11 protein-coding genes are annotated in these 18,098 nt (G+C 34.4%); 6 read left to right on the top strand and 5 right to left on the bottom strand.

The genetic code is table 11. From position 1 onward, the window contains the following. The first annotated feature begins 476 nt into the window (after positions 1 to 476). Positions 477 to 5,015, top strand: a complete 4,539-nt coding sequence (dnaE, locus tag DM444_RS09890) for a DNA polymerase III subunit alpha (RefSeq protein ID WP_111286442.1) — start codon at positions 477 to 479, stop codon at positions 5,013 to 5,015. A 177-nt stretch (positions 5,016 to 5,192) separates the two neighbouring features. Then, on the top strand, positions 5,193 to 6,164 hold the full coding sequence (locus DM444_RS09885) for an outer membrane beta-barrel protein (protein ID WP_111286124.1): 972 nt from the start codon (positions 5,193 to 5,195) through the stop codon (positions 6,162 to 6,164). Positions 6,165 to 6,360: 196 nt separating this feature from the next. Here DM444_RS09885 and DM444_RS09880 read toward each other — a convergent pair whose 3' ends face one another. The 4 genes from DM444_RS09880 to DM444_RS09865 form a co-directional block, all read right to left on the bottom strand. Beyond that, the gene (locus DM444_RS09880; RefSeq protein ID WP_111286122.1) at positions 6,361 to 7,356 is read right to left on the bottom strand and encodes a Gfo/Idh/MocA family protein; all 996 of its coding nucleotides are present in this window, start codon (positions 7,354 to 7,356) and stop codon (positions 6,361 to 6,363) included. A 302-nt stretch (positions 7,357 to 7,658) separates the two neighbouring features. After that, positions 7,659 to 9,767 carry a prolyl oligopeptidase family serine peptidase gene (locus tag DM444_RS09875; protein WP_111286120.1) on the bottom strand — a complete coding sequence of 703 codons (2,109 nt, stop codon included), beginning with the start codon at positions 9,765 to 9,767 and terminating at the stop codon, positions 7,659 to 7,661. Positions 9,768 to 9,926: 159 nt separating this feature from the next. Continuing rightward, positions 9,927 to 12,134 (bottom strand): TonB-dependent receptor, encoded by a 2,208-nt coding sequence (locus DM444_RS09870; protein WP_111286118.1) that lies wholly within the window; start codon positions 12,132 to 12,134, stop codon positions 9,927 to 9,929. Positions 12,135 to 12,297: 163 nt separating this feature from the next. Next, on the bottom strand, positions 12,298 to 12,651 hold the full coding sequence (locus DM444_RS09865) for a hypothetical protein (RefSeq protein ID WP_204251676.1): 354 nt from the start codon (positions 12,649 to 12,651) through the stop codon (positions 12,298 to 12,300). A gap of 224 nt (positions 12,652 to 12,875) precedes the next feature. Here DM444_RS09865 and DM444_RS09860 point away from each other — a divergent pair, with 224 nt between their 5' ends. Next, complete coding sequence (locus tag DM444_RS09860) at positions 12,876 to 13,580, top strand: porin family protein (RefSeq protein ID WP_111286116.1); 705 nt, start codon at positions 12,876 to 12,878, stop codon at positions 13,578 to 13,580. Here DM444_RS09860 and DM444_RS09855 read toward each other — a convergent pair. Continuing rightward, entirely contained in the window at positions 13,575 to 14,180 is a 606-nt protein-coding gene (locus tag DM444_RS09855; RefSeq protein ID WP_239455651.1) for a hypothetical protein, read from the bottom strand. The two genes, DM444_RS09860 and DM444_RS09855, sit on opposite strands and share 6 nt — an antisense overlap. A gap of 285 nt (positions 14,181 to 14,465) precedes the next feature. On the opposite strand from DM444_RS09855, the gene DM444_RS09850 reads away from it, so the two are divergent. From DM444_RS09850 to DM444_RS09840, 3 genes are all read left to right on the top strand, one after another. Then, complete coding sequence (locus DM444_RS09850; protein WP_111286114.1) at positions 14,466 to 16,937, top strand: bifunctional UDP-N-acetylmuramoyl-tripeptide:D-alanyl-D-alanine ligase/alanine racemase; 2,472 nt, start codon at positions 14,466 to 14,468, stop codon at positions 16,935 to 16,937. A 68-nt stretch (positions 16,938 to 17,005) separates the two neighbouring features. Then, entirely contained in the window at positions 17,006 to 17,383 is a 378-nt protein-coding gene (gene mscL / locus DM444_RS09845; RefSeq protein ID WP_111286112.1) for a large conductance mechanosensitive channel protein MscL, read from the top strand. Positions 17,384 to 17,463: 80 nt separating this feature from the next. Beyond that, positions 17,464 to 17,940: a hypothetical protein gene (locus DM444_RS09840; RefSeq protein ID WP_111286111.1), complete on the top strand. Its 477-nt coding sequence runs from the start codon at positions 17,464 to 17,466 to the stop codon at positions 17,938 to 17,940. Positions 17,941 to 18,098 lie beyond the last annotated feature (158 nt).

Raw genomic sequence — 18,098 nt, 5'->3', positions numbered from 1 at the left:
TAATTGTTATAATTTGATGAAGCAAAGTTCAGGATACACTACAGCTTAAAAGTGTTCATTTTGGTGCAATGAGTATCCAAAATGAATAATCGAAGTTTTTTGGATTAAAAACTTTGAGTGTAATTTGTTTTAAACACATAGAGACATAGTTTTTCTTTGTCTGCAAAGGCGTTTCACTTATTTTAAAAACATCCCGAGGCTTCGGGACTATGTGTTAAAAATCTAGATTTTTTTTAGGCTTCTTTTTATAAAATTGAGATCTATGTTTCTATGTGTTTAAAATTTTAAGAATTGCATTTGACAGTTTTATTGGATGCTTTTGTTAACAACTTTAGTTTCGTTATTTCTGTAAAAAAAGCGTAAATTTGAATTCCTCCGATTTTTCATTTCGCATTTTGTTATGTTTCATGTTGTCAATGTTTTGCAATGTGTAGGATTTGGAATTTGGAGCTTTAAAATTTGACTTTTACAACTCTATGTATTTAATATTCGATACCGAAACAACCGGATTACCAAAACGCTGGGATGCCCCAATAACCGATTCTGACAACTGGCCTCGCTGTATACAAATTGCGTGGCAGCTTCACGACGAAATGGGACAGCTTATAGAACATCAGGATTATTTGGTAAAACCAGAAGGATTTAATATTCCGTATGACGCCGAGCGTATTCACGGAATCTCTACTGAATTGGCTGAAGCCGATGGAATCACTTTGGCCGAAGTTTTAGAGAAATTCAATATTGCTTTAAGCAAAACTAAATTTATCGTTGGACAGAATTTAGGTTTCGACGTTAATATTATGGGAGCCGAATTCCATAGAATGGGTGTAGATTCTCAAATGAGTTCAATGCCTGTTCTGGATACTTGTACCGAAGTTACCGCTTCTTTATTACAGCTTCCCGGAGGTCGTGGAGGAAAATTCAAACTTCCAACTTTGACCGAATTACACAGCTATCTTTTCGATCAGCCTTTCGCGGAAGCGCACAACGCAACTGCCGACGTTGAGGCAACTACGCGTTGTTTCTTGGAATTGGTTAGAAGAGAGGTTTTCACCAAAGAAGAATTAGACGTTCCGAAGGAATATTTTAAAGATTTTCAGGAAAGAAATGCTGAGCCTTTTAAACTAATTGGCTTAAAACATATTAATTTAAAAGCAGCTTCTGATAAAATCAGAGAACAGCTTAAAGCTTTAGCAGGAGAAGGTCAGCAGACCGTTGTTTCAGAAGAAGATAAAGCTGATTTCAAAGTAGCGAAATTTGCGCATTTGCACAATCACACGCAGTTTTCGGTTCTTCAATCGACTATCGGAATTGGAAATATTGTCGCAGCTGCAGCCAAAAACGGAATGCCGGCCGTTGCAATGACGGATACTGGAAACATGATGGGAGCTTTCCATTTTGTGAGCGCTGTTATGAACCACAACAAAGCTGCTTCTGGAAAAAATAAAGCTTTGGTTGAAGCTGGTGAAGAACCAACAGAAACTGAGGTAAAGCCAATTGTGGGTTGTGAATTTAATATCTGCGAAAATCACTTAGACAAAAGCAAAAAAGACAACGGTTATCAGGTTGTTTTGTTAGCTAAAAATAAAGCAGGTTATCATAACTTGGCTAAAATGGCTTCGATCGCCTATACAGATGGATTTTATTATGTTCCGAGAATTGACCGCAAAATTGTCGAGCAATATAAAGGAGATATCATGGTTTTGTCTGGGAATTTATACGGAGAGATTCCGAGTAAAATCTTGAACATAGGTGAAAACCAAGCCGAAGAAGCTTTAATTTGGTGGAAAGAACAATTTGGCGAAGATTTCTATCTAGAAGTGATGCGCCACAATCAGGAAGACGAAAATCGCGTCAACAAAACCCTGATTGAATTTTCGCAAAAGCATAATGTCAAATTAATTGCGACTAACAATACGTATTATTTAAATAAAGAAGATGCCAATGCGCACGACATTTTATTGTGTGTAAAGGACGGTGAAAAACAAGCAACACCTATTGGACGTGGACGTGGTTACCGCTACGGACTTCCAAATCAGGAATACTACTTCAAGTCGCAAGACGAGATGAAAAAGCTTTTTGCTGATTTGCCAGAAGCGATTATCAATATTCAGGAAATTATTGATAAGGTTGAAGGATATTCACTTTACCGTGATGTATTGCTTCCGAAGTTTGATATTCCAGAAGAATTTGTTGATCCTGAAGATGAAAAAGATAATGGTGTTCGTGGTGAAAATGCTTATTTGCGAGATCTTACAATGAGAGGAGCAGAAAGAAGATATGGCGTAATTACCGAATCAATTCAAGAACGTCTAGATTTCGAATTGCTGACAATTTCAAATTCTGGATATCCAGGTTACTTTTTGATTGTACAGGATTTCATTGCCGAGGCTAGAAAAATGGATGTATCCGTAGGTCCTGGGCGTGGATCTGCAGCGGGTTCGGCCGTTGCTTATTGTCTCGGAATTACCAATATTGACCCCATTAAATACGACTTACTTTTTGAGCGTTTCCTAAATCCTGACCGTGTATCCATGCCCGATATTGATATCGATTTTGATGATGAGGGTCGTGGACGTGTAATGGATTATGTAATCAACAAATACGGTCAAAAACAGGTAGCACAGATTATCACTTATGGTAAAATGGCAACCAAATCGGCGATTCGTGATACGGCGCGTGTATTGGATTTACCGTTGTTCGAAGCCGATAGAATTGCGAAACTGATTCCGGGAATGATGCCGTCCAAATGGAATTTGGCGCGTTTTATTTCAGAGAGTGAAGAGGAAGTTAAAAAAGCCCTTCGTTCAGACGAATTTGATAATGTAAAAGAATTAATTGCGATTGCCAATGAAGATGATTTGGCAGGAGAAACTATTCAGCAGGCAAAAATTCTGGAAGGATCGATGCGTAACACAGGAATTCATGCCTGCGGGGTAATCATTACGCCGTCGGATATTACGAACTATGTTCCTGTAACGACAGCAAAAGATTCTGATTTATATGTAACACAGTTTGATAACTCGGTTGCAGAAAGTGCCGGATTGCTGAAAATGGACTTCTTGGGTCTGAAGACCCTTACGCTGATAAAAGATACCGTAAAACTGGTAAAATACAGAACAGGAAAAGATCTGGATCCAGATACATTTCCAATCGATGATGAAGAAACGTATGCACTTTTCCAAAGAGGTGAAACCGTTGGAATCTTCCAATACGAGTCGCCCGGGATGCAGAAATACATGAAAGATCTGAAGCCAACGGTTTTTGGAGATTTAATTGCCATGAATGCACTTTATCGTCCGGGACCTTTGGAGTATATTCCATCTTTCGTTCGAAGAAAAAATGGTGACGAAGAAATCAAATACGATTTAGATGCTTGTGCCGAATATTTATCTGAAACTTACGGAATTACCGTTTACCAAGAGCAGGTAATGCTTTTGTCTCAGTCTTTGGCAGGATTTACAAAGGGTGAGGCCGACGTTTTACGTAAAGCGATGGGTAAGAAGCAAAAAGACGTACTGGATAAAATGAAGCCAAAGTTCGTGGAGCAAGCGGCTGCAAAAGGTCACGACGCAAAAGTTCTAGAAAAAATCTGGAAAGACTGGGAAGCATTTGCGAGTTACGCCTTCAACAAATCGCACTCGACTTGTTATGCTTGGATTGCTTATCAAACGGCTTATTTAAAAGCGCATTATCCTGCTGAATATATGGCGGCGGTACTTTCGAATAACATGAACGATATCAAACAAGTTTCTTTCTTCATGGAAGAATGTAAGCGTATGGGATTGCAGGTTCTTGGACCAGATGTAAACGAATCGTACTATAAATTTACCGTAAACGACGATTATGCCGTTCGTTTCGGAATGGGTGCAATTAAAGGAGTAGGTTCTGGAGCGGTTGAAACGATTGTAGAAAACAGAAAAGACGGAAGATATAAATCAATTTTTGATTTGGCGAAGCGAATTGATTTGCGTGCGGCAAATAAAAAAGCGATTGAAAACTTAGCATTGGCTGGAGGTTTCGATTCATTTGAGGGAACAACCAGAGCGCAGTATTTCCACGACGATGGTGACGGAATTACATTCTACGAAAAAGCCATGCGTTATGGATCGAAGTTTCAGGAAAATGAAAACTCATCTCAGGTAAGTTTGTTTGGAGAAACCAGTGAAGTGCAAATTGCTGAGCCAGTTGTACCTCCTTGCGAAGACTGGAGCACAATGGAAAAATTAGCCAAAGAAAAGGAAGTTGTCGGAATCTATATTTCTGGACATCCGCTGGATGATTTTAGATTTGAAATGAAATACTTCTGCAATGCTCGATTGGAAGCATTGAAAAGTATGAATGAATATGTTGGAAAGAATTTACATTTTGCCGGAATTATAAATAATGTACAGCATCGTGTTGCCAAAAACGGAAAAGGATGGGCGGCATTTAACTTAGAAGGTTATGATGAAAGTTACGAGTTTAAGATTTTTGGTGAAGAATATTTGAAATTCCGCCATTTCTTAATTCAGAATAATTTTGCCTTTTTGAAAATATTGATCAAAGACGGTTGGGTAAATCATGATACGGGCAAAAAATCAGACCCTAGAATGCAGTTTGTTGAGATTCGCCAATTGCAGGATATTTTAGAAGCTTTCGCTAAAAAGCTGATCGTTCTATTGAATATAAAAGATCTTCAGCCTGAATTTATACATAAGCTTAGCCATTTATTTAATGAAAATAAAGGAGAGAATTCTGTGACTTTTGAAATCATGGAATTAGAAAAAATAAAAAAACTGGTTAAGGTAGAAACGCCGACAGATTTTGAAGATTCTGATGATGCTGTTTTTGAAGGTGAAAATGAAAATGAAGATGCCGCACTTGAAGATACAAAAATACAAGAGGTAAATGAAGTCGAAGAGATAAAAGTAGTTACCAAATTGACGATGCCTAGCCGTCGTCTGAAGATCAAAATATCAGCTGAGTTATTGCAGGAATTGGAGAAAATGCAGATTAATTTTAAACTGAACTAAAAAATTAACAGTTAAAATTTAAACACATGTTAAATTTTTATGTTAAAAATATGCATGCATAATAGTTTTTTAGTAATATTGCCCAAAATTACAACGTTTTCGTTCCAAGTCTAACTTTACAAACCATAAGAATATGTTAAAATATCCTAAGTTTGTACTAATCAATAAATCAAAATTATGAAAAAGAACCTATTTTTATTAGGATTATTAGTTTGCTCTATGGCCACAATGGCGCAAACAGAAAAAGCAGAAAAACCAGAAAGCTGGTATTTTAAATTGGGTGGATCATATTTTAACCAAACAGCATCTACAGAATTTCCTGAAGTAGGAGGACAAGCTCCTAATAGAGATATTTATTCAGGTACTTTAACTAGCAATAAATTGGTTTCAAGAGAAAGTATAACTGGTTCTTTTGGACAAGGTTTCAGAAGTGGTATTACTGCTGGTTACCGTTTTTCTACTCGTTTAGGAGTTGAGATGTCTGCAAATTATTACATCAGTAATAGCAAGACTATGGCTCAAACAACAGATAGACTTTATGGATACGATGCAGCTACTACAGCAGCTACATACATTAGCTTTACAGCTGAAGGACAAATCAAAGCATTTGATTTAGCGCCTTCTATTGTAATGTTTTTAGGTGATGCTCATGGTTTTGAACCATATACTAAAGTTGGAGTTATTGTGCCAATTCACGGGACATTAGATATTAAAACAGATAGAGAGCTTTTGACTTATGTAGGAGCTAATCAAGTAGCTAAAAATGATATCTATTCTAAAGATGTTGTGAAACCAAATCCAACAATTGGATTTATGGCAGCATTAGGAACGTCTTATAAATTAGGAAAACACATTTCTGCTTTCGCAGAGTTAGAATACCGTAACTTTACTGTTCATGGTAAGACTAAAGAAACTACAGAATATACAGTAAATGGACAAGATGCATTAGCAACTAGAACTACATCACAGAGATATACAAACTATCACAAGAAATTAGATGTAAATTCTAACAATCCTTTATTCAATCCAAATACTGCAACATCAGACACGGCAGATACAACTAGACCAAATGATAAAATGGACGAGTTAAGTTCTTATGTTGGTATTTCTGGATTAGGATTAACATTAGGTGTAAAATACAGCCTATAATTTTTCCATTTTTTTTTATAGTTTATAGTTTATAAAAAGAGGATATTCTTTCGAATATCCTCTTTTTTTTGAGTCTTGTTGTCATCCTGACGAAGGAAGGATCACTCTAGGGACTCGACAACGATTGATGATTTAGATTGCGGAGTTTCAAGTATGATCCTTCCTTCGTTAGGATGACAAAATCGTAATTTGCTAATTATAATTTCGAATTTCTAAACTCCTTTAAAACTTGATCAATAACCCAAGTTGTTCTGGCGCCAGAAGTTCCTTTAGAAGGAGAAGCACCTTCATTTCCTAATAAATCGGCAATAACAGTTTCAATAAAAGGCTGTTGAATATGAAGCGGATTTTCAATCGTAATGGTTTCTTTTTCTCCATTAACATATTGAATATGCAGCGGGTCATTTCCAAAAGTAGAAAAAGAGATTTTTCCTTTATCACCTACAATTTCGGTATTGTCATAACGCTCGAAACTTGCAAAATTCCAAATACCAGATCCGTGAATTCCGTTCTCAAATAAGAATGACATTGAAACAGCATCTTCGGCTGGATAAGCCATTAATTGAGAAGTTGCATGTCCGCGAACAGACTTTATCGGACCTAAAACAAAATCTAGGAAATCTAAAGTATGGCAAGCTAAATCAACAAAAATTCCGCCTCCAGAAATATGTGGCAAAACAGTCCACGGAAGATTGATTTCATCATCATAACGCTGTTCAAAAGGATGATATAAAACACAATTAACGTGTCTGATATTCCCTAATTTTCCCTGATCGATTATTTCTTTTATTTTTAAAAAACGAGGTAAAGCTCTTCTATAATAAGCGACGAATAAAGGAACATTATGTTCTTTGCAAGCGCTGATCATTTCGTTGCATTCCTCAAAAGTTAAAGCCATTGGTTTTTCAACATAAACAGGTTTTCCTGCTTTAGCACATAAAATGGTATATTCTTTATGAGAAGATGGAGGGGTAGCAATATAAACGGCATCGACTTCTGGATCATTAATTAAATCTTCAGCATTAGAATACCATTTCGGAACATTGTGGCGTTTGGCATAATCTTCGGCAAGTGCAGCGTCTCTTCGCATAACTGCTACTAAAGCCGAATTTGGAGCTTTCTGAAAAGCTGGCCCGCTTTTAACTTCGGTTACATTTCCGCAGCCAATAATTCCCCATTTTATAATTTCCATTGTTTAAGTTTTTAGTTTCTCAAATTTAGCATAAATGGTTTATTTAAAAAAGTTAGCCACGAATTCACGAATTTATTTTAATCTCTATGTTTAAAAAATCTGTATCGATTGCACGAATTTATTTCACGCAGATTTGAAAAGATGTATGCAGATTAAAATAGATTATTATTTTAATCTGCTCAATCTGCAAAATCTGCGAGAGAAAAGAAAAAGAAATTTTGTGTAATTTAAGACAAAGAAAAAGCCACGAGATTCAGAAATAAATTCGTGAATTCGTGGCTAAAAAAAATCAGTTTAAAGTCTTATTTTTTAGGTAAAGCTTTAAAACCCATATTGTAAAGCGTGAAAGCTTGAATATCTACATTTTCTTGAATAGACGCCGCAACAGATTTTCCTGCTCCGTGCCCTGCTTTTACATCAATTCTAATTAAAACTGGATTTTCTCCTGCTTGTTTTTCCTGTAATTCAGAAGCAAATTTAAAGCTGTGTGCAGGAACCACACGATCATCGTGATCTCCAGTTGTAACCATTGTTGCAGGATAATGAGTTCCTTTTTTAACGTTGTGAACTGGAGAATATCCTTTTAAATATTCGAACATTTCCTTGTTATCTTGAGCAGTTCCGTAATCAAAAGCCCATCCTGCACCTGCAGTAAATGCATTGTAACGAAGCATATCCATAACTCCAACGGCTGGTAAAGCCACTTTCATTAAATCTGGTCGCTGAGTCATAGTAGCACCAACCAATAAACCTCCATTAGATCCTCCGCGAATCGCTAAATAATCAGATGAGGTGTATTTTTGGGCGATTAGATATTCTGCCGCAGCGATAAAATCATCAAATACATTTTGTTTCTGCATTTTAGTTCCTGCATCATGCCATTTTTTTCCGTATTCACCGCCTCCTCTTAAGTTAGCAACAGCGTAAACTCCTCCGTTTTCCATCCAAACAGCATTTGCAATACTGAAACTTGGTGTTAAACTAACATTGAATCCGCCATAACCGTAAAGGATTGTCGGGTTTTTACCGTCTAATTTTGTTCCTTTTTTATAAGTAATAATCATCGGAACTTTTGTACCATCTTTTGAAGTATAGAAAACTTGTTTAGACTCGTAATCTTCACTTTTGAAATCAACTTTTGGTTTTTGATAAACTTCAGATTTTCCAGATTTTGGCTCAAAAGAATAAATGCTTCCTGGAGTTGTGTAATTTGTAAAACTGTAATAAAGAATCTTTTCGTCTTTTTTTCCAGCAAATCCTCCAGCAGTTCCAACGGCAGGAAGTTTGATTTCGCGAACTAATTTTCCGTTGTAATCGTATTGTAATACAAACGAAACGGCATCTTTTGTATAATTAGCAAAAAAGTATCCAGCGCCAGTTGAAGGGTTCAATACGTTTTCAGTTTCTTTAATAAAATCTTTCCAATTTTCTATTTTTGGATTAGCCGCATCTACAGCAACAACGCGGCCGTTTGGTGCATTATAATCAGTATGAATGAATAATTTTGTTCCTTCATTTTCAATAATTGAATTGTCAGAATTAAAATTATCTACAATTGTAACGATTGGACTATTTGGTTTAGTCAAATCTTTAATATACAGCTCATTTCCGTAAGTCGAATTAGCAGCTGTAATTATTAAGAAATGGTCGTCTTCAGTAACATAACCGCCAACATATCTTCTTTTTAAATCTCCTCCAAAAATAACTTTATCGTCTTTTTGAGAAGTTCCTAATTTGTGAAAATATAATTTGTGCTGATCTGTTTTTGCAGACAATTCGCTTCCTTTTGGCTTTTCATAACTAGAGTAGTAGAAGCCTTCGTTTTTGTACCAAGAAATACCGCTGAATTTTACATCAACCAAAGTATCTTCAAGAACTTTCTTAGAAATAGCATCAACAATAATTACTTTTCTCCAGTCGCTTCCTCCTTCAGAAATTGCGTAAGCAGCTTTGTTTCCGTCTTTAGAAAAATCTAAACCGCCAAGCGAAGTTGTTCCATCTTTAGAAAAAGTATTCGGATCTAAGAAAACCTCTTCTTTTCCGTTTTGATCTTTTCTGTAAACAACAGATTGATTCTGAAGTCCGTTGTTTTTAGAATAATAAGAAAATTTTCCTTCTTTAGATGGAGCGCCGATTTTTTCGTAGTTCCAAAGTGTTTCCATTCGTTTTTTAAGTTCGTCACGAAACGGAATTTTATCTAAATAAGCATAAGTAACTTCGTTTTCAGCTTTTACCCAAGCTCCAGTTTCAGCAGATTTATCATCTTCAAGCCAACGATAAGGATCGCTTACTTTTGTGTCAAAATATACATCGACAGTTTCTCCTTTTTTGGTTTGCGGATATTGTATTTTGCCTTGCCCAAACGAAATTCCTGCGGTTGTAATTGCCATTAATAAAAATGTTTTTTTCATAGTTAGTTTTATCTGTTGTAACAAAAATAGCACTTTTTGTGAGAATTGATAAATGTTTAACCGCAAAGAACGCTAGGAGTTTTTCGCAAAGTTCGCAAAGCAAATAAAACTTTGTGAACTTTGCGTTTTCCTTTGCGTTCTTTGCGGTTAAATTTAAAATTATAAGTTGAAATTAACCCCCAAAACGATATTTCTTCCAATGTTCGGAATACCGTCTGTTTTCAATCTAGAAAGGTGCGCAATGTATTTTTTATCAAATAAATTGTTTCCGTTTAAGTTGATATCGAAAGCCGTTTTTCCTAATTTAACTGTTCCTCCAAAACCTAAGTTCACCAAAGTATAACCTTTAGATGCCGTTTCGAAACCACTAACATTGTCTTGGTTGAAAGTCGAAGAAACATTCAAAGAAGCAAAACCTTCGCTTAACCAGTTTTTGATATTAAATTCAGTTCTAAGTGTATTATTCCAGTTATTTGCAGGAATCAAAGGCAAGTAATCTTTGTTTTCTTTTTTACCTGTAACCGTTTCAAAACTAGTTTCAAAATGCAACCAGTCTAATGGATGCGGGTGAAAGTGCAAACCAACTTCCCCACCGTACAATTGTGCATTGTCCTGAACATAAGCAAACACATCATTATCGTCTCTAACTTCTCCAGTTGGCGAAGTGTAGATATAATTGTTTACGTGATTATAGAATCCGTTTACGAAAAATTCAAAATGCGTGTTTTTGTACTCTAAATTCAAATCGGTCTGAACGTTTTGTTCTGTTTTCAAATCGGCATTTCCAATTTCGTAACGATTTGTTCCTTCGTGAACGCCATTTGAAGTTAATTCAGCCAAGTTTGGAGCTCTAAATCCTGTCGCAACATTTAAACGAAGCGTTAAAGGTTCTGCCAATTTTGTTTTATAACCTAACGAAGCATTAAAGCTGTCAAAAGATCTATCAAGTGGTAAAAAATATCCCTCTTCACCTTCAGTTCCGTGTGCAATTGAAGTAATATTTCTGTTGTCAAAACGTAATCCAGCTTGAATAACGCTGTTATCCCATTCGTAATTTGCAGTTCCAAAAACTCCAAAATCGTTCGTTGTAGCATTTGGAATTAAATATTCTTCGCCAGAATTTTTGTTGGTTTGATGCATTCCTTGAACTCCTAAAATAGTTTCAACTTTTCCGAATTTCGGAAAATGATATTTTGCATTATAATTGAACGTATTCAATTTCATGTGAAGAGAAGCTTCATTACTGTCTTCAAACTCGCTTCTGTCATTGGCAATATATCCTAAATCAACATCTAGTTTTGAATTTTCGAAGAAAATAACATTGTTTAAACTCAATAAATGATTGAAAATTCCTTGTCTTGGAAATTGTGTGTCTTTGCTAGAAGATTGTTCCGCGATTCCGTCTTCTGGAATTCCAATATCCAGTTTGTTGTAGTTGTATCTTAAAACACTTGAAAAACTTGAATTGCTGTATCCAATTCCGGTTTTAAAATCTGTTTCGTTATAACGTGAATTTGTCACTCGGTCTCCGCCAGAAATTTTGTAATCAGAATGTGTGTTGTAGCTTCCGCGAGCCAAGAATTTCCAATTATCAGTAGAAGTTTTTAATCCGATAGAAGAATTGCTTCCTTCTGTATTAGTAAAATATTTTTGGCTGAAATTAGCTTTGAAAGTTCCTGCATCAGCAAATTTTTCAGGATTGAAATATAAAACGCCACCCAAAGCATCAGAACCATATAATAAAGAAGCTGGGCCTTTAATAACTTCAACACTTTCTATTCCGGCATCATTTAAACCTAAACCATGCTCGTCTCCAAACTGTTGGTTTTCGATACGAACACCTTGAGAATAAACCAAAACACGATTACCGCTAAGTCCACGAATTACAGGTTTCCCGATAGAAGTTCCAGTAGAAATCTGAGAAACTCCAGGAATTGTCGCTAAACCTTCAATTAAAGTTGAAGTTCCTTTTTGCTGTAAGGTTTTGATGCTTTCGTGCTCGATTTTCATTACGTTTTGCGATTGCAATTTGTTGAAAGGCGTAGAAACAACAACTTCATCCATTTCCAAAATAGATTCTTCAAGCGTAATGTCTAATGTATTTTGCTTCAGCAATTTTGCAATCGTTTTATTCTGATTTGCATAACCAACATATGTAAAAGCAACACGAAGACTTCCGTTTGGAAGATTGTTCAATTCGTATTTTCCGTTTGCATCTGTTGTTGTTCCTTTGTGTAATTCTGGAGCATAAACAGAAACTCCTGGCAATGGATTATTCTGATTATCGGTTACGGTTCCTGAAACCGAATTTTGAGCAGAAAGCATGCCCGAAAACCCTAAAATAAGGGCAATTATAAATTTTTTCATTTGAAAATGATGCTATAGTTAAATTGATTTTTTTCTTCGAATGAAAATCAAAACTAACAATAAAGCATTCTGATCCTGATTGATAAAAATAGGATTAGGAAACTCAATGTTTTTTTGAATTTTAAACTAAAAGAAATGTGATGTTTTTTCGAATAATCGAAACTTAAGAAACTATAACAGCAGGGGGACCTCGTAAGTAATACGAAGTGTTTGAAACAGAAAAAATCTTCTCTGAAAATGGGAAGAAATAAGGTGTTTCTCTATCAAATGAATGAAATTCAAAAGAGAAATTTTGAGGAAGAATAAAAGATTCAAAAGCAAAATGACAAACGAAACAAACGTCATAATCATGATGTTGATGCGTTATTTCGCCACTCGGATCATTGTAATTATGATGGCATTGTTTTTCTGAAAGCTGTTTTACAATATGCTCATAGCTGTGTATCGACTGAAACAATATCGAGAACAATATTGTTACAGCAAAAGATAAACTTAATATGAGCTGCTTTCTTTTCATGATTTGCAAAGGTATAAAAGATAAAAGAAAATTCATTTATTTTTTAAGCCTTCGAATCGATTTATTAAAGAAAATGCAGCAATTAATTTTATTCGCGATCAAAAAGAGAATATTTCGACTTCTTATCGTAACTACAGAAACCATTATATTATATTTGTATGTGAAATAAATACGCTCAAAATAGCGTTTGTTTAAAATCATCTCTTTAAAACCAAAACTACGATATGCGAATTATTTTTAGCTGCTTATTTTTACTCACTTTCTTTAACTCTTTTGCACAAGAAGATGTTAAACCTGAGATAAAACCAGTTATAAAAATAGATTCTTTGTATCGAGAAGATCAGTTTTATTTTTCGGTTACGTATAACATGTTTACTGATATTCCAATCGATTTCAAACAGAATAAATTTTCTCTTGGACTTTCGGGAGGTTTCTTGCGCGATATGCCTGTTAATAAAACTAGAACCATTGCTATTGCTACAGGATTAGGCTTAAGTTATCAAAACTACTATCAAAATTTAACGATTTCTGAAGATGCTTCAGGTGCCATTATTTATGGTGTGAATAATTCTAGCGAATTTGTTTCTAATCGTTATAGACAATATTCCGTAGATCTTCCAATAGAATTTAGATGGCGTAACTCGACTTATGAAAGTACTAAATTCTGGCGTATTTATGGCGGAGTAAAATTGAGCTATATCTTTTCGAGTACATCTGTTTTAGATGATGGCGAAAAAACATATAAAATCAAAAATAACGGAGATATCAATAAATTCCAATACGGACCTTATATTGCAGCGGGATACAATACATGGAATGTTTACCTCTATTATGGTTTAAGTCCGTTGTTTAATTCTGCGACGACTTTATCTGGCGAAAAAATCAATATGAAAACCTTAAATGCGGGATTGATATTCTATATTTTATAACCACAGATATAAAAATAAAAGCTGCGGCATTATTCCAACAAACAATCCAATTAATATTTCTCTTGAAGTATGAGCGTTCATTTCTAAGCGAGATGAAGCTACAATTCCTGACAATAAAATCAGTAACGCAGGCCAATATGGATTATGCAGTTGAAGATGAATATTTAAGCCAATTACAAAAATGGTGAAACCGCTTATCGCAACCATATGCAAGCTTGCTTTGGTTTTAAACAATACACATACCAAAGCCAAAATCGAACTAAATAATGCTCCGAGAAAAAAGAAATGAAGCTCAGGATAACGAGTAATTACGATACTTCTTTTGACCAATAAAATATATAGAAAGCACTGCAAAATTAGCGGAATTGTACGTTCTGTAGTTTGGCTTAACATAATCGATTTTACATGTCCAGTCGATTTCAATAATAAATAAAACAAGACTGGAACAATCACATTTATTACCAAAATTTGAATTAAAACATAATATTTCTCATTTACACTAAATACATCTTCTTTATAAAAAAGATAAAATAAAGTGGCGTACACTGATATAAAAATGGGATGTAATATATAAGAGAAAACGGGCAGTAACTTTTTCAAAATGATTAAATTTTTGGTATAAAAACAAATATAATCAATAAATGTTTTCTGCCACGAATTACACGAATTCACATGAATTATTTTTTTAGCCACAGATTTCAGGATTGAAAAGATTATATTTTTCACGCAGATTCTGCAGATTGAGGCAGATCTAAGCCAATTTAATTAAAAAAAAATCTGCGCGCATCTGCTTAAATCTTTTTAAATCTGCGTGAAATTAATTTGTAAAAATTTGGGACATTAGTGGCAAACCTTTTTTTAATTTTGAAAAAAAGAAATTTCTAAATGAGCATAAATTTAAAAAGCCTGGTTTCAGTTCTAAATGCCAAATGGATTGGCTCAGATGCTGATGTTTTAATCGATCATATCTCAATTGATAGCCGTTCTCTTCAAAACGGATCACAGACTTTATTTTTTGCTCTGGCTGGCGTTAACAACAATGCTCATTTATTTATTCCCGATTTAATCGAAAATGGCGTGCATAATTTTGTAGTTCATCATATACCTGAAGGTTATGCAGACAAAGCTAATTTTTTGGTTGTTGAAAACACACGTCAGGCGCTTCAGGAATTTGCGGCTTACTACAGAAATCTGTTTCATTTTCCAGTTATCGGATTAACGGGAAGCAACGGCAAAACGATTGTAAAAGAATGGCTTAATTTCTTATTGAGTCCTGATTATAATATTATTAGAAGTCCAAAAAGTTACAATTCTCAAGTTGGAGTGCCGCTTTCGGTAATTGCAATTAATGTAAAACATAATTTAGGAATTTTCGAAGCCGGAATTTCAACGGTTAATGAAATGGTGAAACTGGAGAAAATCATCAAACCTAATATTGGAATTTTAACTAGTATTGGTTCTGCACACGATGAGGGTTTTTTAAATTTAGTGCAGAAAATTGATGAAAAACTGATTTTATTTAAAGATTGCCCAATCATTATTTATCAAAAAAATGAAGTGGTAGATTCTTGTTTGTCTCAATTTATTGCCGAATATATGCATCATCCGAGAAAATTGTTTTCTTGGAGTTTTACAGATAAAAAAGCTGATGTTTTTATTGAAAAACGAGAACATAAAAACGACCATACTTTTATCCAATATCGATACAAAAACGAAAAATTCAATTTAGAAATTCCGTTTAATGATTCGGCTTCTGTAGAAAATGCGATTTCCTGTTTGTTGGTTTTATTGCATTTTGATTACGATCAAGAAACGATTCAGAATCGAATCGAGATGCTTTATCCAGTTCGAATGCGTTTGGAAGTAAAAAACGGAATTAACAATTGCAGTATTATTGATGATAGTTATAGTTCCGATTTTCAGTCGCTTAAAATTGCTTTGGATTTCTTAGAAAGCCAAAAGAAAAAAGGAGCTTCAAAAACCGTTATTTTATCTGATATTTTCCAGAGCGGATTCGCCAATGAAGAATTGTATTCTAAAGTGGCTCAATTAATTTCAGATAATAAAATAAACCGCATAATTGGCATTGGTTCAACGATTTCTTCTTTTGGAGCTAAATTTCCAAATAGCGTAATGTTTCCAAACACAGCTGATTTTATTGCAGAAATTGACAATCTGAATTTCAATAATGAAACTATTTTAATAAAAGGAGCAAGGTCATTTAAGTTCGAAGAAATTGTTTCGCTTCTTGAAGAGAAAACACACGAAACGGTTTTAGAGATTAATCTCGATGCCATTAGCCACAACTTTAATTATTTCAAATCCAAATTGGCGGCTAATGTCAAAATGATGGTAATGGTAAAAGCATTTGGTTACGGAAATGGAGGTTTAGAAATTGCCAAATTATTAGAACATCATAAAGTAGATTATTTGGGTGTGGCTTTCGCCGATGAAGGAATTGCGTTGAAAAACGGCGGAATAAAACTTCCAATTATGGTTTTAAATCCTGAATCGACAAGTTTTCCATCCATTATTCAATATCAGTTGGAACCCGAAATTTATAGCATAAAAGGATTAAATGCCTTTTTGAAAATTGCACGCGAAAAAAATCTAAAGGATTTCCCAATTCATATCAAAATCGATACAGGAATGCATCGTCTAGGTTTTGAAGAAAATACACTCGAAGAATTGATCGAAACTTTAAGAGGAAATGCAACTGTTCGCGTTCAAAGTATTCTTTCGCATTTAGCAACAAGCGATGATCCAAAACATTACGATTTTGTGAATCAGCAGATTGCATTGTTTGAAAAATTATCTTCAAGATTAATCAGCAAATTAAATATCAACCCAATTCGACATATTTTGAATACTTCTGGAATTAGCAATTTCCCAAATGCGCAATATAATATGGTGCGTTTAGGAATTGGTTTATATGGAGTTTCAAATGATCCGTCGGAGCAGAAATATCTGGAAAACGTTGGAACTCTAAAATCGATTATTTCTCAAGTTAGAACCATTCCGACGGGTGATAGCGTAGGTTACGGACGCCGTTTTATGGCCGATGCAGCAACTAAAATTGCCACAATTCCGATTGGTTATGCTGATGGAATTGCGAGATTATGGGGAAATGAAGTGGGTTATGTCACCATCAAAAATCAAAAAGCCAAAATAGTCGGAAGCGTCTGCATGGATATGCTAATGGTCAACGTAACCGATATAGATTGCAAAGAAGGCGATTCGGTAATTATTTTTGGCGAAAGCCCGACTGTTATTGAAATGGCTGAGGCTTTAAAAACGATTCCGTATGAGATAATGACCAGTATTTCGCAGAGAGTAAAGAGGGTATTTTTCAGATAATTTTAAGAAATTCCAATAAAATTGCGTATTTTCGATATTCATTTATTATTCAACTAAACAGATCAAATATGGGATTTTTTTCAGAATTTAAGGAATTTGCAATGAAAGGCAACGTAGTCGATCTGGCTGTCGGGGTGATCATTGGAGCTGCTTTTGGTAAAATTGTAAGCTCATTTATTGAAGATGTAATTACGCCATTATTATTGAAACCAGCTTTAGATGCTGCGCATTTATCGACTATTGAACAATTAACTGCTTTTGGAGGTGTAAAGTACGGAGTCTTTATATCGGCAGTAATTAACTTTATAATTGTGGCTTTTGTTTTATTTCTGATAATTAAGGCGATGAACCATGCTAAAAAGAAAGATGTTGCGCCACCGCCTCCAGCTGGACCAACTCAAGAAGAATTATTGACACAGATTAGAGATTTATTGAAAAATAAATAAAAATATAATACCGCTACACTAAGTCTAATTTAACCGCCTTCTAAAGAGGCGGTTTTTTTACAAGAATTAATTAATAAAGTATGGGACATAATACAAGTGCTTTAATTGGACGAATGCCAATTAATATTGAAAAAATAAAATTTTATGGACTTGCGGTTGCATTTGAAGATGATTTTGCAATTATCTTTTTAGATGAAGATCATCTTTTTCAATGGTATTTAAAATTAAATTTAGATTATGTTTCGGATAATGAGAATTTGCGTTTCGGCGATGAATTAGTTCATTTTTTTGCGAAAGAAATCGAACTGGAAGATTATATAATTGCATATTTGAGTTATGAATTTTACGGAGAATTTTATAAAAGTGCCGTAAAAATTAATGAAGGAGAAATTAATTTAATGCTGAAAGAAATAGGTGTTGATGCTTTTAATAGTAAAAATGAATTTCATAAGTTAAATCTTGACCATTATCGAATGTCAGAATGTTATTATTGGGATGAGAAGTTAAATAGGGCACAATTTAAAGATAATGTTATAGCTGGATTTATAATAAAATAATTGATTTATAAAGATATAGGCTTTAAAACAGTTTTATTAGGTTAGATGTTTTAAATAATGAAGCTTATAATTGTTACAAAATGTTTGTTTTGTAACAATTTGTTATTTTTTGTGAATCACCTTGCAGAGACTTTTATTATACTTACTTTTGCGTTACA

Source organism: Flavobacterium ginsenosidimutans, from assembly GCF_003254625.1.
Lineage (GTDB): Bacteria > Bacteroidota > Bacteroidia > Flavobacteriales > Flavobacteriaceae > Flavobacterium > Flavobacterium ginsenosidimutans.
This window is presented reverse-complemented; position numbering and strand designations above follow the sequence as displayed.

Excerpts from the sequence above, each read along its gene's own strand:
- DM444_RS09870 (WP_111286118.1), bottom strand. The coding sequence starts at position 12,134 with ATGAAAAAATTTATAATTGCCCTTATTTTAGGGTTTTCGGGCATGCTT.
- dnaE (WP_111286442.1), top strand. The coding sequence starts at position 477 with ATGTATTTAATATTCGATACCGAAACAACCGGATTACCAAAACGCTGG.
- DM444_RS09860 (WP_111286116.1), top strand. The coding sequence starts at position 12,876 with ATGCGAATTATTTTTAGCTGCTTATTTTTACTCACTTTCTTTAACTCT.
- DM444_RS09865 (WP_204251676.1), bottom strand. The coding sequence starts at position 12,651 with ATGAAAAGAAAGCAGCTCATATTAAGTTTATCTTTTGCTGTAACAATA.
- DM444_RS09875 (WP_111286120.1), bottom strand. The coding sequence starts at position 9,767 with ATGAAAAAAACATTTTTATTAATGGCAATTACAACCGCAGGAATTTCG.
- mscL (WP_111286112.1), top strand. The coding sequence starts at position 17,006 with ATGGGATTTTTTTCAGAATTTAAGGAATTTGCAATGAAAGGCAACGTA.
- DM444_RS09850 (WP_111286114.1), top strand. The coding sequence starts at position 14,466 with ATGAGCATAAATTTAAAAAGCCTGGTTTCAGTTCTAAATGCCAAATGG.
- DM444_RS09840 (WP_111286111.1), top strand. The coding sequence starts at position 17,464 with ATGGGACATAATACAAGTGCTTTAATTGGACGAATGCCAATTAATATT.
- DM444_RS09885 (WP_111286124.1), top strand. The coding sequence starts at position 5,193 with ATGAAAAAGAACCTATTTTTATTAGGATTATTAGTTTGCTCTATGGCC.
- DM444_RS09880 (WP_111286122.1), bottom strand. The coding sequence starts at position 7,356 with ATGGAAATTATAAAATGGGGAATTATTGGCTGCGGAAATGTAACCGAA.